The organism is Geodermatophilus siccatus (assembly GCF_900103785.1).
Classification (GTDB): domain Bacteria; phylum Actinomycetota; class Actinomycetes; order Mycobacteriales; family Geodermatophilaceae; genus Geodermatophilus; species Geodermatophilus siccatus.
On the sequence record NZ_FNHE01000013.1, the window covers coordinates 71,372 to 86,984 of the forward strand.

At 74.7% G+C, this 15,613-nt stretch carries 17 protein-coding genes; 9 read left to right on the forward strand and 8 right to left on the reverse strand.

What is annotated here, in order from left to right; all coding sequences use genetic code 11:
* The first annotated feature begins 52 nt into the window (after positions 1-52).
* On the forward strand, positions 53-988 hold the full coding sequence (pheA, locus tag BLS21_RS20860; protein ID WP_091223073.1) for a prephenate dehydratase: 936 nt from the start codon (positions 53-55) through the stop codon (positions 986-988).
* 25 nt (positions 989-1,013) lie between these two features.
* On the opposite strand, the gene BLS21_RS20865 is transcribed toward pheA, so the two are convergent.
* The gene (locus BLS21_RS20865) at positions 1,014-3,110 is read right to left on the reverse strand and encodes an MMPL family transporter (protein ID WP_091223075.1); all 2,097 of its coding nucleotides are present in this window, start codon (positions 3,108-3,110) and stop codon (positions 1,014-1,016) included.
* 80 nt (positions 3,111-3,190) lie between these two features.
* Here BLS21_RS20865 and BLS21_RS20870 point away from each other — a divergent pair, with 80 nt between their 5' ends.
* On the forward strand, positions 3,191-3,649 hold the full coding sequence (locus BLS21_RS20870; protein ID WP_091223077.1) for a MarR family winged helix-turn-helix transcriptional regulator: 459 nt from the start codon (positions 3,191-3,193) through the stop codon (positions 3,647-3,649).
* Between the two features lie 45 nt (positions 3,650-3,694).
* Here BLS21_RS20870 and BLS21_RS20875 read toward each other — a convergent pair whose 3' ends face one another.
* From BLS21_RS20875 to BLS21_RS20885, 3 genes are all read right to left on the reverse strand, one after another.
* Positions 3,695-4,021 (reverse strand): GroES family chaperonin, encoded by a 327-nt coding sequence (locus BLS21_RS20875; protein WP_245700631.1) that lies wholly within the window; start codon positions 4,019-4,021, stop codon positions 3,695-3,697.
* A 76-nt stretch (positions 4,022-4,097) separates the two neighbouring features.
* A complete protein-coding gene (locus BLS21_RS20880) occupies positions 4,098-4,445 on the reverse strand; it encodes a metallopeptidase family protein (RefSeq protein WP_091223079.1) in 348 nt (115 codons plus the stop codon).
* Positions 4,446-4,458: 13 nt separating this feature from the next.
* Entirely contained in the window at positions 4,459-5,892 is a 1,434-nt protein-coding gene (locus tag BLS21_RS20885) for a GuaB1 family IMP dehydrogenase-related protein (protein WP_091223081.1), read from the reverse strand.
* Positions 5,893-5,986: 94 nt separating this feature from the next.
* Between BLS21_RS20885 and BLS21_RS20890 the strand changes: the two genes are divergently transcribed.
* Together BLS21_RS20890 and BLS21_RS20895 are read left to right on the forward strand one after the other, a co-directional pair.
* Positions 5,987-6,229 (forward strand): FitA-like ribbon-helix-helix domain-containing protein, encoded by a 243-nt coding sequence (locus BLS21_RS20890; protein ID WP_091223233.1) that lies wholly within the window; start codon positions 5,987-5,989, stop codon positions 6,227-6,229.
* Positions 6,226-6,603, forward strand: a complete 378-nt coding sequence (locus BLS21_RS20895; protein WP_091223083.1) for a type II toxin-antitoxin system VapC family toxin — start codon at positions 6,226-6,228, stop codon at positions 6,601-6,603. Before BLS21_RS20890 ends, BLS21_RS20895 begins: the two co-directional genes overlap by 4 nt.
* A 3-nt stretch (positions 6,604-6,606) precedes the next feature.
* Here BLS21_RS20895 and BLS21_RS25355 read toward each other — a convergent pair whose 3' ends face one another.
* The gene (locus tag BLS21_RS25355) at positions 6,607-6,768 is read right to left on the reverse strand and encodes a hypothetical protein (RefSeq protein ID WP_175479686.1); all 162 of its coding nucleotides are present in this window, start codon (positions 6,766-6,768) and stop codon (positions 6,607-6,609) included.
* 199 nt (positions 6,769-6,967) lie between these two features.
* Positions 6,968-7,690 (reverse strand): hypothetical protein, encoded by a 723-nt coding sequence (locus tag BLS21_RS20900; protein WP_091223085.1) that lies wholly within the window; start codon positions 7,688-7,690, stop codon positions 6,968-6,970.
* A gap of 160 nt (positions 7,691-7,850) precedes the next feature.
* Here BLS21_RS20900 and serS point away from each other — a divergent pair, with 160 nt between their 5' ends.
* The 3 genes from serS to BLS21_RS20915 are packed head-to-tail and all read left to right on the forward strand — an operon-like array spanning position 7,851 to position 10,864.
* Positions 7,851-9,152 carry a serine--tRNA ligase gene (gene serS, locus BLS21_RS20905; RefSeq protein WP_091223235.1) on the forward strand — a complete coding sequence of 434 codons (1,302 nt, stop codon included), beginning with the start codon at positions 7,851-7,853 and terminating at the stop codon, positions 9,150-9,152.
* A complete protein-coding gene (locus tag BLS21_RS20910; protein ID WP_091223087.1) occupies positions 9,142-10,068 on the forward strand; it encodes an HAD family hydrolase in 927 nt (308 codons plus the stop codon). Before serS ends, BLS21_RS20910 begins: the two co-directional genes overlap by 11 nt.
* Positions 10,061-10,864, forward strand: coding sequence for an HAD family hydrolase (locus BLS21_RS20915; RefSeq protein WP_091223089.1), 804 nt, complete (start codon positions 10,061-10,063; stop codon positions 10,862-10,864). Before BLS21_RS20910 ends, BLS21_RS20915 begins: the two co-directional genes overlap by 8 nt.
* Positions 10,865-11,218: 354 nt before the next feature.
* Here BLS21_RS20915 and BLS21_RS20920 read toward each other — a convergent pair whose 3' ends face one another.
* Positions 11,219-12,739, reverse strand: a complete 1,521-nt coding sequence (locus BLS21_RS20920) for a GAF domain-containing protein (protein ID WP_091223091.1) — start codon at positions 12,737-12,739, stop codon at positions 11,219-11,221.
* A 97-nt stretch (positions 12,740-12,836) separates the two neighbouring features.
* Positions 12,837-13,244, reverse strand: a complete 408-nt coding sequence (locus tag BLS21_RS20925; protein WP_091223093.1) for a GlcG/HbpS family heme-binding protein — start codon at positions 13,242-13,244, stop codon at positions 12,837-12,839.
* Between the two features lie 186 nt (positions 13,245-13,430).
* On the opposite strand from BLS21_RS20925, the gene BLS21_RS20930 reads away from it, so the two are divergent.
* Both BLS21_RS20930 and BLS21_RS20935 read left to right on the forward strand, forming a co-directional pair.
* Positions 13,431-13,880: a diol dehydratase small subunit gene (locus BLS21_RS20930; protein WP_091223095.1), complete on the forward strand. Its 450-nt coding sequence runs from the start codon at positions 13,431-13,433 to the stop codon at positions 13,878-13,880.
* A gap of 16 nt (positions 13,881-13,896) precedes the next feature.
* Entirely contained in the window at positions 13,897-15,612 is a 1,716-nt protein-coding gene (locus BLS21_RS20935) for a propanediol/glycerol family dehydratase large subunit (protein WP_091223097.1), read from the forward strand.
* Position 15,613 lies beyond the last annotated feature (1 nt).

The following is a 15,613-nucleotide window of genomic DNA, read 5'->3' on the forward strand; positions in this document are numbered from 1 at the left end:
GCTCCCCCCGGGTGGGGCATCCGCCCTCCCCCGGCCGCTCTACCCTCGTCGGGTGCCTGGGACGCCTCCGACGCGGTACGCCTATCTCGGCCCCGAGGGTACCTTCGCCGAATCGGCCCTCATCAGTGCCGTTGGTGCCGACGAGGGGATCCGGCAGCCGGCCGCCGGGGTGCCGGCGGCGTTGGCCGCCGTCCGTTCGGGGGACGCCGACGCCGCGCTCGTCCCGCTGGAGAACTCGGTCGAGGGTTCGGTGCCGGCCACCATGGACGGCCTGGCCGACGGGGACCCGCTGCTGATCACCCGCGAGGTGTTCCTGGCGGTCTCCTTCGTCCTCGCCGGCCGGCCGGGGACGACGCCGGCCGACGTCCGCTCCGTGGTCAGCCACCCGCACGCGCTGGCGCAGACCGCCGGCTCCCTGGCGCGGCTGCTGCCCGGCGTCGTCCCGCTGCCGGCCACCTCCACCGCCGAGGCCGCCCGGCAGGTCGCGGACGGCGAGCACGACGCCGCCGTCTGCGCGCCGATCGCCGCCGAGCGGTACGGGCTCACCGCGCTGGCCGAGGACGTCGCGGACCGGCCCGGCGCCGTCACCCGGTTCGTGCTGGTCGCGCCTCCGGGGCCGCTGCCGGAGCCGACCGGCAACGACAAGACCTCGCTGGTCGCCGTCGTCGGGGACCGCACCGGCGCGCTGCTGGACGTGCTGAGCGAGTTCGCCGTCCGAGGCATCAGCCTGACCCGCATCGAGTCGCGGCCGACCCGCGAGCGGCTCGGCGTCTACTCCTTCTCCCTCGACTGCGAGGGGCACGTCGCCGACGCGCGGGTGGGGGAGGCGCTCTCCGGCCTGCACCGGGTCTGCGACGACCTGCGCTTCCTCGGCTCCTACCCGCGCGCCGACGGCCGGGAGAACAAGCCCGTGACGCCGGTGTCGACCGACGCGGCGTTCCGCGAGGCCGCCGGCTGGCTCGAGCGGGTGCGCGCCGGCCGCGTCTGAGAGCGGCCGGGGACCCCGGGGTCGGCTACACCCGTTCGAGCTCGGGCTCCGGCTCGGGGGTGGGGTGCCGCCGCGCCAGCCGGCTGGGCCACCAGGTGCGGTCGCCCAGCAGCGCGACCGCCGAGGGCACCACCAGCGAGCGGACGACGAAGGTGTCGAGCAGGACGCCGAAGCCGACCAGGAACGCCAGCTGCACGAGGAACAGCAGGGGCAGCACCGACAGCGCGCCGAAGGTCGCCGCCAGCACCAGTCCGGCGCTCGTGATGACCCCGCCGGTGACCGCCAGCGCCCGCAGGACGCCGTCCCGCGTGCCGTGCCGCAGCGACTCCTCACGGGCCCGGGTCATGAGGAAGATGTTGTAGTCGATGCCCAGCGCGACGAGGAACACGAAGGCGATCAGCAGGATGCCGGGGTCGCTGCCCGGGAACCCGAGGACGCCGTCGAAGAGCAGCGCGGCCACCCCGACCGTCGCCCCGACGCTGAGGACCACGGTCGCCATCAGCAGCAGCGGCGCCACCAGCGCGCGCAGCAGCAGCGCCAGGACGACGGTGATCACGACGAGCACGGTCGGCACGATGACCCGCAGGTCCCGGGCGGCGGTCTCGCGGGCGTCGAGGTTGCTCGCGGTGTCGCCGCCGACGAGCGCGGCCGGGTCGGCGGCGTCGAGCTCGGTGCGCAGCTGCTGCACCACCTCGATGGCCTCGGTGCTGTCGGCCGGGACGCCGAGCACCACGTCCAGCCGGACCAGCCCGTCGACGACGACCGGCGGGCCGCCCGGGGCGCCTCCCGTGAACGGCACCACGGTGGCCACGCCGTCCGTGCCCGTGGCCGCCTCGGCGACCGCCGGCCAGGTGTCCTCCGGCGTGACGACGACGGTCGGGCTGCCCGAGCCGGCGTCGAAGTGCCGGGCCAGCGCCTCCTGCCCGGCGACGCCGTCGGACTCGCCCCGGATGGCGTCGGAGAAGGTGATGCCCGAGGCGTCGTAGCTGGGCGCGAAGACGGCGGCCGCGACCAGCGCCAGCGTGCTGACCGCGAGCACGCGGCGGGGACGGCGCCCCACCGCAGCTGCGACCCGCTGCCAGCCGCGGCCCTGCGGCGGCTCGACCCCGTACTGCGGGCGGAACGGCCAGAACGCGGCCCGGCCGAGCAGGGTGAGCGCCGCCGGCAGGAAGGTGAGCGCGGCCAGCACCGACAGCGTGACGCTGACCGCCGAGATCGGGCCCAACCCGCGGTTGGAGGCCAGGTCCGACAGCAGCAGGCAGAGCACGCCGAGGACGACGGTCGCGCCGGAGGCCACGATCGGCTCCCACGACCGGCGCAGCGCGACCGCCATGGCCGCGTACTTCGACTCCTCGCGCCGCAGCTCCTCGCGGAAGCGGGCGACCAGGAGCAGGCCGTAGTCCGTGGCCGCCCCGACGACCAGGATCGCCGCGATGCCCTGGCTCTGGCCGTTGACGGTGATCACCCCGCCGTCGGCCAGCAGGTAGGCGACGGCGTTGGCCGCGGTGAGCGCCAGCCCGGCGGTGCCGATGACGAGGAAGGGCAGCAGCGGGCTGCGGTAGACGACCAGCAGGATCAGCAGGACGACGCCGAACGCGGCGAGCAGCAGCAGGCCGTCGATGCCGGCGAAGCCGTTGGCGAAGTCGGCGAAGATCCCGCCCGGGCCGGTGACGAAGGTGTCGGTGCCCTCGACGGCGAGCGTGGCGCGCAGCTCCTCGACCAGCGGGACGATCTCGTCGCCGACCTCGGGGTCCAGCGGGAGCAGCACCTGCACCGCCGCGCCGTCCCCGGAGGGGACGGGTGGGGACGGCGGTGCGGCCAGCGCCCCGGCGTCCTCGGCGACCCGGGCCGCCTCCTGCGCCCGCTCGCCGACGGCCTGCAGCGTGGCGGCGTCGAGCGGCCCGTCGCCCTCCCACAGCAGGATCGCCGGGATCGCCTGTACGGGGGAGAAGCCCTGCTGCAGGTCGGCGACGCGGGTGGACTCGGCGCTGTCGGGGAGGAAGGCGGCCGTGTCGTTCTCCTGCAGCCCGGTGAGCTGCGCGCTGAGCGCCGCCAGCGGGCCGGCGCCGCCGACCCAGACGAGCAGGACGAGGGCGGGGAGCAGCCAACGGAGCCGGGCCATGGTGATATCCCTCGATGTTCGACAATCTCGACGATCGAGAGACTAGGGTGAGCGGCGGTCGTGGGCAAACGGGAGGTGGAGTGGACGTCGAGGAGCGCCGGGAGCTCGCCCTGCTGCTGCGCCGGCTGACGGTGGAGCTCGACGCCGTCGGCCAGCGGTTCGCCGAGCTGCACGGGCTCGGGCGCACCGACGTCCGGGCGATGGTGGCGATCATGGACGCCGCCCGCCGCGGTGAGGCGCTGACGGCCGGCGCGCTCGGCCGGGCGGTGGACCTCAGCTCGGCGTCGGTGACCGCGCTGGTCGATCGGCTGGAGCGGGCCGGCCACGTGCACCGGGTGCGCGACCCCGCCGACCGGCGCCGGGTCGTGCTGGAGATGTCGGAGTCGGCGATGGCCGCCGGCGGGCAGTTCTTCGGCGGGCTGCAGCGCGACCTGGTGGCCGCGATGGCCGACCACACCGACGAGGAGCTGGCCGTCGTCCGCCGGTTCCTCGAGCGGGTGACCGACGTGGTCGTGCGGCACGCCCGGTCCGGCGGCTGAGCGCTGGGTGCAGGAGCCGCGGTGGTGCGGCCCCGGCCGGCCTCCTCAGAGGTAGAGGCCGGTGGACTCCTCGATCCGCTCGGCGGCGACGGCGTGCACGTCGCGCTCGCGCAGGATGATCAGCTCCTCGCCGTGCACCTCGACCTCGTGCTGGTCCTCGGGGGAGAAGAGCACCTGGTCGCCGACCTTCACCTGGCGCACGCTCGACCCCACGCCGCGGGCCTCGCCCCAGACCAGCCGCTTGGCCACCTGCGCGGTCGCCGGGATGAGGATGCCGCCGCTGGAGCGGCGCTCGCCGTCCTCCCTGCGCAGCGCCACCAGGATGCGGTCGTGCAGCATCTTGATGGGCAGCTTCCCTGCGGTGTCCGGCACGCCGATCACGGTACGCGGCGGCGCGGCCCCATCCGGAGGCTCACCCCGGGCGTGCGAGGGGGATGGGGCCCTCCTGCTAGGACCAGCCCAACTCGTGCAGCCGGTCGTCGTCGATGCCGAAGTGGTGCGCGATCTCGTGGACGACGGTGATCGTGACCTCCTCGACGACCTCCTCGGCGGTCGAGCAGATGTCGCAGATGGCCTCGCGGTAGACCATGATCCGGTCCGGCAGCGCGCCGCCGTACTCCCAGCCGCGCTCGGTGAGCGCGTACCCCTCGTAGAGGCCGAGGAGGTCGGGTTCGTCGGCGTTGCGGTCCTCCACCAGGACGACGACGTTGTCCATCAGTCCCAGCAGCTCCGGCGGCACCTGGTCGAGGGCGTCGGCGACCAGGCCCTCGAACACCGGGAGGGGCAGCGCCCTCACCCCGCCCGCCCGGTCACCAGGACGTCGGCAGCGGCCGGCCCTCCTCGTAGCCGGCCGCGCTCTGCACCCCCACGACCGCCTTCTCGTGGAACTCGTCGACGCTGCGGGCGCCGGCGTAGGTGAACGACGAGCGCACCCCGGCGACGATCCCGTCGACCAGGTCCTCGACGCCCGGCCGCGCCGGGTCCAGGTACATCCGCGAGGAGGAGATGCCCTCCTCGAACAGCCCGGCGCGCGCCCGGTCGAAGCCGCTCTGGGTCGCCGTGCGCGCCTTGACCGCGCGGGCCGAGGCCATGCCGAAGGACTCCTTGTACAGCCGGCCCGAGCCGTCGTCGTGGATGTCGCCGGCGCTCTCGTAGGTGCCGGCGAACCACGAGCCGACCATCACGTTCGCCGCACCCGCGGCCAGGGCCAGGGCGATGTCGCGCGGGTGCCGCACGCCGCCGTCGGCCCAGATGTGCTTGCCGAGCGACCGGGCCGCCGCGGCGCACTCCTCGACGGCGGAGAACTGCGGCCGGCCGACGCCGGTCATCATCCGCGTGGTGCACATCGCGCCCGGGCCCACGCCGACCTTGACGACGTCCGCCCCGGCCTCGATGAGGTCGCGGGTGCCCTCGGCGGTGACCACGTTGCCCGCCACGACCGGCACCGGGCCGGCCACCGAACGGGCGGCGCGCACCGCCTCGACCGCCTTCTCCTGGTGCCCGTGCGCGGTGTCCACGACGAGCACGTCGACGCCGGCGGCCAGCAGCGCCCCGGCCTTGCCGGCCACGTCGCCGTTGATGCCGACGGCGGCGGAGGTGAGCAGGTGCCCGTCGGCGTTCACCGCGGGCTGGTAGAGCGCCGAGCGCAGCGCACCCTTGCGGGTGATGACGCCGACCAGCCGGTCGCCCTCGACCACGGGCGCGGCGCTGATCCGCTCGCCGGACAGGACGTCGAAGATCTTGGGCAGGTCGGTGCCGGCGGGGACGGTGAGCGGGTCCCCGGTCATGACCTGGGACAGCTGGGTGAACCGGTCCACGCCCTGGCACTGGCCGTCGGTGACCACGCCGACGGGGACGCCGTCCTCGACCACCACGACGATGCCGTGCGCCCGCTTGGTCAGCAGCGACAGCGCGTCGGCGACGGTCGAGGTGGGGGAGAGCGTGATCGGGGTGTCGTAGACCGGGTGGCGGGTCTTGACCCAGGACACCACCTCGGAGACGACGTCGACCGGGATGTCCTGCGGCAGCACGGCCAGCCCGCCGCGGCGCGCCACGGTCTCGGCCATCCGCCGTCCGGAGATGGCCGTCATGTTGGCGACGACGACCGGGATCGTCGTCCCCACGCCGTCCGGGGTGGTCAGGTCGACCTCGAGCCGGGAGCCCACGGTGCTGTGGTTGGGCACCATGAAGACGTCGGCGTAGGTGAGGTCGGTGGCCGGGCGTTGGTCGTTCAGGAACCGCATGACGGCCATTGTCCCGCACGGCGCGGGGCCGCAGGCCACGCGACGGCTCCGCGAGTGGGTGCAGACTGCACCCACGCCGCCGTACGCTCGGGCCGTGTCCCGCGTGATCCAGATCCGTGACGTCCCGGACGACGTGCACGAGGAGCTGCGCGCCGCAGCCGCAGCCCGGGGGCAGTCGTTGACCAGGTATGCCCTGGCGGCACTGGAGGACGCCGTGCGTCGCCAGCGCGGCGTCGCGCACAACGCCGAGGTGATCCGTCGGGCCAAGGCCGAGATCGACGCCGACGTGTCCCGCGAGACGATCCTGGAGGCCCTCCGCGACGTGCGCGGGGAGTGAGGGTCCTCGACGCCGGCGTGGTGGTCGACCTGCTGGTGGGCCGACTCGACGAGACAGCGCTGGCAGGGGAGGAGGCCGGCGTCCCCCACCTGCTCGACAGCGAGGTGACCGGCGTCCTGCGCCGACTCGTCCTGCGCGGCGACCTCACCGTCGAGCAGGGGGACGCCGCCATGGCGCGCTTCCTCGAGCTGGACCTCGAGCGGTTCCCGGCCGACTGGCTGCGGGGCCGCATGTGGGAGCTGCGGGAGAACCTGACCGCCTACGACGCGACCTACGTCGCGCTGGCCGAGGCGGTCGGTGCCACAGCTCTGCTCACCACGGACGTCCGGCTCGCGGGCGCGCCCGGACTCCGCTGCACCGTGCGCGTGGTCTGAGCGTCAGGGCGCCGGCACCGGCTCGGCCTCGGTGGAGCCGGTGCGCGGCATCGCCGTCCACACCGGGGTGCGGCGCATCAGGGCGGCGACCAGCCCGCGCAGCGGGAACCAGGCGTGCCGCTGCCGGTAGCCGACGTTCTCGAGCAGCCCGGCGAGCAGCCGCACGCCGACCTCCCGGCCGCGGGTGCAGCGGGCGTAGGAGAACTCCTCGACCGCGCTGGCGCAGGTGTGCCACAGCCTAGAGGCCGTGGACCCCGGCGCCCTCGCCGTGGGCGACACGCCGGCCGCCCTGGAGCTGGAGCGCGCCCGGGTGCGGGCCGCGGTCACCGAGCTGCTGGCCGACGGCGGGCGGTGACCCCCGCGGTCAGGCCGGGCGGCGGACGAGCGGGACGAGCGCCGTCGCGGCGACGACGGCCAACCCGGAAGCGGCCACGACCACCAGGGGCACGGCTCCCGCGCTGGCCGTCGAGACGAGGGCGCCGAGCAGGGCCCAGCTCGCCGCCAGCACGCAGGCCGGCTGACCGTGGACCGCACGGGTGAGCGCCGCCGCGGTGAGGGCGGCCCCGGCGAGCAGGGCGGCGAGCGGGGCGGTGGCTGACGCGGCGCCCTCCGGGAGCAGCGTCGCGGCGTTGATCCAGACCGCGGCGCTGGTCCACCCGGCGTAGAGCCCCACGCTCCCGCCGAGCAGGCCGCGGGTGACCCGGTCGGCCGGCGTGACCACCACGGCCCGCAGGCAGACGACCAGAGCGACGAGCATCCCGGCGAAGACCGGCAGCGTCAGCACCGGGAGCCGGGCCGCGGCGACCAGCCAGGCCGCGAAGCCGACCTGGGCCAGGGACAGGGGCAGCTGGATGCGGCGCCACGGCTCGGCGGTCGCCCGGCGCAGCGGCAGCCCCCACAGGGCCGCGGCCAGGCAGCCGAGGACGATGGGTCCCCAGATGGCGAAGAAGGGCCCGGGTGGGACGACGACCGGGTCGCTGCCCGATCCCTGGTCGAAGCCCGCGAGCGGCGGTGAGACCGCCTGGACGACGGCGGTTCCGAGCAGCACCCAGCGTCCCCGGGTCCCGCGACGGCTGCGGAAGGTCATGGCCGGCTCCCGTCCTCTCGTGGGTCTCTTCCCCGCCCGGCGTGGCATCGGATGCGCCACCCCCAGGGTGGCCAGCACGGAGCGACCGCTCGACACCCCGATGTGGGCAGCGCCGACCGCACCGCCGGGGCCGGTCGCGCCCGGCACCTACGATCGAGCGGTGATCGACCTGCGCCTGGTGCGTGAGCACCCCGACCTCGTCAAGGCCAGCCAGCGAGCCCGCGGAGCCGACGAGTCCCGGGTCGACGAGCTGCTCGCCGCCGACGCCGCCCGCCGCGACGCCGTCAAGCGCGCCGACGACCTGCGCGCCGAGCAGAAGGCGGCCTCGCAGGCGGTGAGGAAGGCGTCCCCGGAGGAGCGGCCCGCGGTCCTCGAGCGGGCCCGCGCCCTCGCCGCGGAGGTCAAGGAGGCCGAGGAGGCGCTGCGCGCGGCCGACGCCACGCTGCGCGAGGCGCACCTGCGCATCCCTAACGTCGTGCACGACGGCGTCCCGCCCGGCGGTGAGGACGACGCGGTGACCCTGCGCACCGTCGGCGAGGTGCCCACATACGACTTCCCGGTGCGCGACCACCTGGAGATCGGCGAGGCGCTCGGCGCGATCGACATGGAGCGCGGCGCCAAGGTCTCCGGCGCCCGCTTCTACTTCCTCACCGGGCCGGGCGCGATGCTGGAGTTCGCGCTGGCCCAGCTGGCGATCGGCCAGGCGGTGTCGGCGGGCTTCACCCCCGTCGTCGCCCCGGCGCTGGTGAAGCCCGCGGCCATGGAGGGCACCGGCTTCCTCGGCGAGCACGACGAGGAGGTCTACCGGGTCGAGCGCGACGACCTCTACCTCGTGGGCACCTCCGAGGTGGCGCTGGCCGGGATGCGCAGCAACGAGGTCCTCGACCTCTCCGGTGGGCCGCTGCGCTACGCCGGCTGGTCGTCCTGCTTCCGCCGCGAGGCCGGCTCCTACGGCAAGGACACCCGCGGCATCATCCGCGTGCACTGGTTCGACAAGGTCGAGATGTTCAGCTTCTGCCGGCCCGAGGAGGCCGCGGAGGAGCACCTGCGGCTGCTGGCCTGGGAGGAGCAGTTCCTGCAGGCCCTCGAGCTGCCCTACCGCGTCGTCGACATCGCCGCCGGCGACCTGGGCACCAGCGCCGCCCGCAAGTACGACATCGAGGCCTGGTTCCCGTCGCAGGGCACCTACCGCGAGCTCACCTCGACCTCGGACTGCACCACCTTCCAGGCCCGGCGGCTGGGCACCCGCTACCGGGACGCCGACGGGCGGAACCAGACCGCGGCCACGCTCAACGGCACGCTGTGCGCGATCGCCCGCACCGTCGCCTGCCTGCTCGAGGTGCACCAGCGCGCCGACGGGTCGGTGTACGTCCCGAAGGCGCTGCGTCCCTGGCTGGGGGGCGTCGAGGCGCTCACCCCCGGCATGACGCTCGTGGCGCCGGTGCCGTCGCATGACGGCTGACCGGCCGGGCGTGCTCCCCAGCACCGGCAGGGCCGGTGCCCGAGCGGACGACGTCGTCGAGCTGGCCGACCTCGGCACCTGGCGGCCCAAGCTGGTCGCCAGCGACCTCGACGGCACGCTGCTCACCTCCGACGGGGAGGTCAGCCCGCGCACCCGCGCGGCACTGACCGCGTGCTGGGACGCCGGCATCCCGGTGGTCGGGGTGACCGGTCGCGGTCCGCGGCTGTTCGACAGCGTCCGCGCCGCGCTCGACGGGCGGGGCATCGCCGTCCTCGCCCAGGGCGGCTTCGTCGTCGACCTGGAGCGCGATGAGGTGCTGCGCACGGTCGGCCTGCCGCGCGAGCAGGCCACCGCGGTCATCGAGCGGATCGAGTCGGTCGCCGGTGAGCTGGTCCTCGCGGTGGAGGACGCCGCCGAGCAGGGCGAGGTGCACTCCCCGCTGAGGGTGCAGCACGGCTTCGACTGGCCCTACCCCGAGCCGGCGCACCTGCTGCCCCGGCACCAGGTGCTGCCGACCGGCGCGGTGCTCAAGGTCTTCCTCCGCTCCCAGACCCTCGGCCAGGACGAGCTGCTCGCCCGGGCCCGCCGGGTGGTCGACCCGGCCCAGGCCGAGGTCACCCACGCCGGGCTGGGCTTCATCGAGGTGCTGCCGCCCGGCATCACCAAGGCGACCGGCCTGGCCATCGCGCTCGAGCGCTACGGCGTCGGCTTCGGCGACGTGCTGGTGTTCGGCGACATGCCCAACGACCTGCCCATGATCGAGGCGGTGCGCGACGCCGGCGGCCGGGCGGTCGCGGTGGCCAACGCGCACCCCGCCGTCCGGGCGGCCACACCACTGGTCACCAGCGGGCACGACGTCGACGGCGTCGCCCGGTACCTGGAGGCCCTGCTCGACGGGAGGCGGCCGGGTGTCTGACTGGAAGCCGCGGCTCATCGCGACCGACATGGACGGCACCCTGCTGCGCGGGAACGACACCGTCAGCGACGCGACGGTCGCCGAGCTGGAGCGCTGGCGTGCCGAGGGTGTGCCGGTCGTGCTGGCGACCGGCCGGCCACCGCGCTGGATGGTCCGCATCCGCGAGGTGCTGCGGTACGGCACGGCGGTCTGCTGCAACGGCGCCGTCCTGCTGGACCTGGCCGGCTTCGAGGTGCTCGAGGAGGACGCCCTGGAGCCGGAAGTGCTGCAGGAGGTCACCGCCGAGCTGCGCCGGCAGCAGCCCGACACCTGGTTCGCCGTCGAGTACGGCCTGGAGTTCCGCCACGAGCCGGTCTACCAGCCGCGGTGGGACGTCGACGCGCCCGGCGTGGCGGTGGCGACGCTGGAGGAGATGGTCGCCGCCCCCGTGGCCAAGCTGCTGGCTCGCCACGAGACGCTGCCCCGCGACGAGTTCGTGGCGCTGGTGGAGCGGGTCGTGGGCGACACCGCGACGGTCACCAACTCCTCCACCGACGCCCTGGCCGAGATCTCCGCGCGCGGCGTCACCAAGGCCACCGGCATCGCCAAGGTCGCCGCGGAGCACGGCGTCGGCCCCGAGGACGTCGTCGTCTTCGGCGACATGCCCAACGACATCGCCGCGTTCGACTGGGTGCGCGAGGGCGGCGGCCGGGCGGTGGCCATGGCGCACGCCCACCCGGACCTGCTCGCCGCGGCCACCGACGTGACCGGCACCAACGAGGACGACGGCGTCGCGGCCTTCCTCTCCTCGCTGTGACCTCCTCGGTGATCAGCTGAGCTGGTCGTTGCCGGTCCTGGATCACCACTGGGCGTGAGCCAGGACCCCGAACCGTGATCCCGGCTGATCACCGGGAGTGGAGGGCGCGGGCCTCGGCGGCCGCTCAGCGCGCCGTGTTCATCGCGGTCCGGGTCTGCCCGACCCTCGCGCCGTTGCCCTCGCCCCCGCGCCGTTGCACCAGCGCGAGTCCGGGCACAACGGCGCAGGAGTGGCCCAGCGGGGTCCACGGCAGCCGGGGACGGCACTTGGCCGGGCCTCGCGATCGTGGGCAGCGGCTCGACGGTGGCCCGGGACCGCACCCGGCCCGGTCCGGTCCGGACCGCGACGTCCCCGTCACTCGGCGCGGAGCCGGGCCGCTCGCAGGGCCACGCCGGCCGCCCGCGGGTCACCGGCCGGCAGGAGGGCGAGCAGACGGTCGTGGGCGTCGAGGTCGTCCGCGCCCAGGGGGTGCAGCACGAAGGCGTGCAGCAGCCCCACGTCACGGGTGGCCAGCACCGCGGAACGCAGCCCGGCGGTCAGCTCCTCGCGCAGCTGCCGGATCTCCGTGGCGTCCGACCGCGGCAGCAGGGGACCGGCGCACGCCCGCAGCGCGGTGGCCACCTGCCCGGCCCGCAGCGCACGGCGGGCCGACCCGAAGTCGCTGTCCACCGCGCCCACCAGCCGGTAGGGCCGCGTGCGCAGCACGTCGGCGCCGATGAGCGTGCGCAGCCTGCGCACCTGGACGCGCACGGTCGTCTGGTTGCCGTCGTCCCCGTAGAGCAGGTAGGCGAGCTGCTCCCCGGTCAGGCCCTCCGGGTGCAGCGCGAGCGCGGTGAGGATCTCCGCCGCCCGCAGCGGCAGGGGGACGGCGCGGCCGTCGAGCACCGCGCCGGGTGCGCCGTTGCCCGTGACCCTCAGGGACAGCGCCGACGGGCGCGACGGGCTCGCCGCTCGGGACGGGCGCTGCGGCACCCGGAGCAGGTAGCCCTCGGCGAGGGGTTCGACCAGCACCTCCCGGCCGTCCGGCAGCAGGACCCGATCGGTGACCCCGTCGAGGTCGATCCGCTCGGGCCACCCCCCGGAGGGCTCGGTGGCGAGCACCCGGCCGGTGGGGGTGACCAGCGCGCCGGCCGTGCCCCGTAGGTGGGCCAGGTGCGGCGTGTTCCGCAGCAGGAAGCGCTGGTCGGCCTCGGCCAGTCGCACCCGCAGCTCGGCCTCCGCCAGCTGCGCGGTGGTCGCCACCAGCTGGGCCAGCGACGGGTGCATGCTCCGCAGCGGTCCGCTGACGTCGACCGCGCCCAGGACCGCCCCGGTGTCGGGGTCGTGCACGGGCGCGGCCACGCAGGTCCACGAGTGGTACGTGCGGACCAGGTGCTCGGCCGAGTGGATCTGCACCGGCGCGTCCACCGCCAGCGTGGTGCCCATCGCGTTGGTCCCGATGGCGGCCTCGCTCCAGTTGGTGCCCGGGAACAGGCCGACCCGGTCGGCCGGGCCGAGCAGCTCGACGGCGCCCTCCCGCCACAGGACGTGGCCCGCGGCGTCGGTGACGAGCACCAGGTGCACGGCGTCCTCGGCGATGCCGACGAGGCTGTCCCGCACCAGCGGCATGACGGCGCCGAGCGGGTGGGCCGCCCTGATGTCGCGCAGCTCGTCGGGGGCGTGCACCACCGGCGGCGTCCGGCGGTCGGGGTCGACCCTGGCCGCGAGGCTGCGCTCCCAGGAGGCGGACACGACCGGGCGCGGCGCCCGGCGGACCGGACCGCTGCCGAGCACGGCGTCGAAGGTCTCGGCGAGCTGCCTGGCGCGGGCGGCGGCATCGGTACCGACGACGTCGGGGCCGGTGCAGGCGAGCCGGTGCCGGGCAGAGCGGGTCATGACACCCCTGAGCGTCCTCGCCGGGCGGGCGGCGCCGGCCTGCCGGGGATCATCACCCATGCCCGTCCGGCCAGCAAGGCACGCCGAGGAGCCGGACTCAGCCCTCCAGCGCGGCGGCGGCCGCCTTGGCCACGGTGACGTCCTGCTCCACCGACCCCGCGCTGACGCCGACGGCACCCACGATCTCGCCGTCGCGGTACAGCGGCACGCCCCCGCCGAAGGCCACGAGGCCGCCGGCGGTCTGCTCGAGCCCGTAGAGCTCCGCGCCGGGCTGCACCAGCGGGGTGAGGGCCTCCGTGGGCAGGGCCATGAGGATCGAGGTGACCGCCTTGCGGGTGGAGATGTCGATGCTCGCCTTGATCGCCCCGTCCATCCGTCCGAACGCCAGCAGGTGACCGCCGTCGTCGACGACGGCGATGTTCATCGGCTGGCCGATCTCCTCGGCACGGGCGATCCCGGCGTCCAGGACGCGGCGGGCGGAGTCGTACGTCAGCGAGGCACCCATGTCCGGGGAGCAAACCGCACCGAGCCGGACCGGACACCTCTCCGGTCGGGCAGGTCCCGGCCTCTCCGGGTGGACAGGTCCCGGGAGTGACCGGAGGAGAGCAACGTCGGTGCAACGTGGCGCGTGCCACAGTGGCGCGACGATGCGATGTCCCGATGCGCTGACCCCCCGAGGAGTGAGCCTGCGATGAGCGCCCAGCCGCCTCCCGAGCTGACCGCTGCGGACTACCCCCTGTCGATCAACCGCCCGGACCTGCTGCGCACGCCCAGCGGCAAGCCGATCACGGCGCTGACCATGGACGCGGTGGTCTCCGGCGAGCTGTCGGCCACGGACCTGCGGATCACCCCGGAGACCCTGCAGCTGCAGGCGCAGCTCGCCGACGCCAGCGGCCGGCCCCAGCTGGCCGCGAACTTCCGCCGGGCCGCCGAGATGACGGCCATCCCCGATGCCGAGGTGCTCGCGATGTACAACGCGCTGCGCCCGCGAGCCTCGACCGGCGCCGCGCTGGAGGAGATGGCCGACCGGCTGGAGCGCACCTACTCGGCGCCGGTCTGCGCGGCCCTGGTCCGCGAGGCCGCCGAGGTCTACGGGCGCCGCGACCTGCTCGCCCGCCCCGTCGCCGACTCCGACCAGTGAGAGAGGGCTCCCGCAGATGACCACCACCGCGCCCCGGCCCACCGGCGCCGCCGCCAAGCAGTCGCTGAGGACCGAGCTCCTCGAGGCCCGCCCGGTCAACCTCGACGGGTTCGTCGAGGAGTGGCCCGAGAAGGGCCTCGTCGCCATGGAGAGCGAGTTCGACCCGGCGCCCAGCGTGCGGGTCGAGGACGGCCGGATCGTCGAGCTCGACGGCAGGTCGCGGAACGACTTCGACTTCATGGACACCTTCATCGCCAACCACGCGATCGACGTCGCGTCGGCCGAGGCGTCCATGGCCATCCCCTCGGCCCAGATCGCGCGGATGCTCATCGACCCGGGCGTCTCCCGCGGCGAGGTGCTCGCGGTGACCCGCGGCCTCACGCCGGCCAAGGTCCTCGACGTCGTCAAGCTGATGAACGTCGTGGAGATCATGCAGGGGATGCAGAAGATGCGTGCCCGGCGCACACCGGCGAACCAGGGGCACTCCACCAGCGCCCGGGACAACCCGATCCAGGTCGCCGCGGACGCCGCCGAGGGAGCCCTGCGCGGGTTCGCCGAGCTGGAGACGACACTGGGGGTCCTGCGGTACGCCCCCCTGGTGGCCATCGCGCTGCAGGTGGGCGCCCAGGTCGGCCGGGGCGGCGTGCTCACGCAGTGCGCGCTGGAGGAGGCCACCGAACTCGAGCTCGGGATGCGCGGCATCACCGCCTACGCGGAGACCATCTCGATCTACGGCACCGAGTCGGTGTTCGTCGACGGGGACGACACCCCGTGGTCCAAGTCGTTCCTGGCCGCGGCGTACGCCTCGCGCGGGATCAAGATGCGCTTCACCTCGGGCACCGGGTCGGAGGTGCAGATGGGCAACGCCGAGGGCAAGTCGATGCTGTACCTGGAGATCCGCTGCATCCTGATGGCCAAGGGCGCCGGGGTGCAGGGGCTGCAGAACGGCTCGATCAGCTGCATCGGCGTGCCCGGGGCGGTGCCCGGCGGCCTCCGGGCGGTGGCCGCGGAGAACCTGGTGGCCAGCATGGTCGACCTGGAGTGCGCGTCGGGGAACGACCAGTCGTTCTCGCACTCGGCCATGCGCCGGACGGCGCGGGCGATGCCCCAGATGCTCCCGGGCACCGACTTCGTGTGCTCGGGGTACTCGTCGGTCCCGAACGCCGACAACATGTTCGCCGGGTCGAACTTCGACACCGAGGACTTCGACGACTGGAACACCATCCAGCGGGACTTCCAGGTCGACGGGGGGCTCCGGCACGTCCGCGAGGACGAGATCCTCGCCGCCCGCAACAAGGCGGCCCGCGCGCTGCAGGCGGTCTTCGCCCACCTCGACCTCCCGCCGATCACCGACGACGAGATCGAGGCGGCCACCTACGCCAACTCCTCGAACGACTACCCGCTCCGGGACGTGCTCGCCGACCTCAAGGGCGCGCAGTCCGTGATGGACCGGGAGATCACCGGCCTGGACCTGGTCAAGGGCCTGGAGTCGGCCGGCTTCCACGACGTCGCGGAGAACCTGCTCACCGTCCTGCGCCAGCGGGTGTCCGGTGACCTGCTGCAGACCTCCGCCGTCCTGACAGCGGACTTCACACCGCTGTCGGCGATCAACGACCCCAACGACTACGCCGGTCCGGGCACTGGGTACCGGCTCCAGGGCGAGCGCTGGGAGCAGCTCAAGAAGCTGCGCCACGTCACGTCGTCGACCAACCCCGAGACCGAGGTGGGCTGAA

What these genes read in the sequence shown, in the direction of transcription:
- BLS21_RS20900 (WP_091223085.1), bottom strand. Translation starts at nt 7,690, where the DNA reads ATGACCTTCCGCAGCCGTCGCGGGACCCGGGGACGCTGGGTGCTGCTC.
- BLS21_RS20885 (WP_091223081.1), bottom strand. Translation starts at nt 5,892, where the DNA reads ATGCGGTTCCTGAACGACCAACGCCCGGCCACCGACCTCACCTACGCC.
- BLS21_RS20935 (WP_091223097.1), top strand. Translation starts at nt 13,897, where the DNA reads ATGACCACCACCGCGCCCCGGCCCACCGGCGCCGCCGCCAAGCAGTCG.
- BLS21_RS20920 (WP_091223091.1), bottom strand. Translation starts at nt 12,739, where the DNA reads ATGACCCGCTCTGCCCGGCACCGGCTCGCCTGCACCGGCCCCGACGTC.
- BLS21_RS20925 (WP_091223093.1), bottom strand. Translation starts at nt 13,244, where the DNA reads ATGGGTGCCTCGCTGACGTACGACTCCGCCCGCCGCGTCCTGGACGCC.
- BLS21_RS20865 (WP_091223075.1), bottom strand. Translation starts at nt 3,110, where the DNA reads ATGGCCCGGCTCCGTTGGCTGCTCCCCGCCCTCGTCCTGCTCGTCTGG.
- BLS21_RS20930 (WP_091223095.1), top strand. Translation starts at nt 13,431, where the DNA reads ATGAGCGCCCAGCCGCCTCCCGAGCTGACCGCTGCGGACTACCCCCTG.
- BLS21_RS20910 (WP_091223087.1), top strand. Translation starts at nt 9,142, where the DNA reads ATGACGGCTGACCGGCCGGGCGTGCTCCCCAGCACCGGCAGGGCCGGT.